Origin of the sequence: Paraburkholderia nemoris, from assembly GCF_905221015.1 — a bacterium.
In the GTDB taxonomy this organism is placed as follows: domain Bacteria; phylum Pseudomonadota; class Gammaproteobacteria; order Burkholderiales; family Burkholderiaceae; genus Paraburkholderia; species Paraburkholderia nemoris.
The window spans coordinates 1-523 of record NZ_CAJNBO010000125.1; the positions used below are offsets into that span (position 1 = coordinate 1).

Sequence of the window (523 nt, forward strand, 5' to 3'; positions counted from 1 at the left end):
TCGCCATGCTCGCGCCGGCCGCCCACGCCGCTGACGGCACGATCACCTTCAATGGCTCCGTGGTCGGCACGACCTGCACGATCAACAGCGGCACGCCGAACTTCACCGTGAACTTGCCGCCGGTGTCGACCTCGACGCTGGCCACCGCTGGCGCCACGGCTGGCCGCGCGGGCTTCTCGATCCAGCTGTCGGCCTGCGCGCCGGCCACCGGTAACGCCACGGCCTACCTTGAGCCGGGTCCGACGGTGGACACGGCAACCGGTAATCTGTTCGTCGCCGCGGGCGGTGCCTCGAACGTGGAAATCCAGCTGCTGAACTCCAAGTACCAGCCGATCGTGGCGGGTGCGGCCACCGGCTCGCAGAACACCGATCTGGTGAGTATCGCCAGCGGCAGCGCAACCCTGAACATGTTCGCCCAGTACGTTGCAATGGGCGCGGCGACGGCCGGCGCAGCGAACTCGACCATCCAGTACACGATCAGCTATCAGTAAGCACTCAGCGCTACCCGCACGCGGGTAGCGCG

General features: G+C 67.5%; 1 protein-coding gene. It reads left to right on the forward strand.

Annotated features, from left to right (window positions below):
* Positions 1-491 (forward strand): fimbrial protein (locus tag KHO33_RS41965; protein WP_328822839.1); only part of this gene is annotated, 491 nt, incomplete at its 5' end.
* Positions 492-523: the final 32 nt, after the last annotated feature.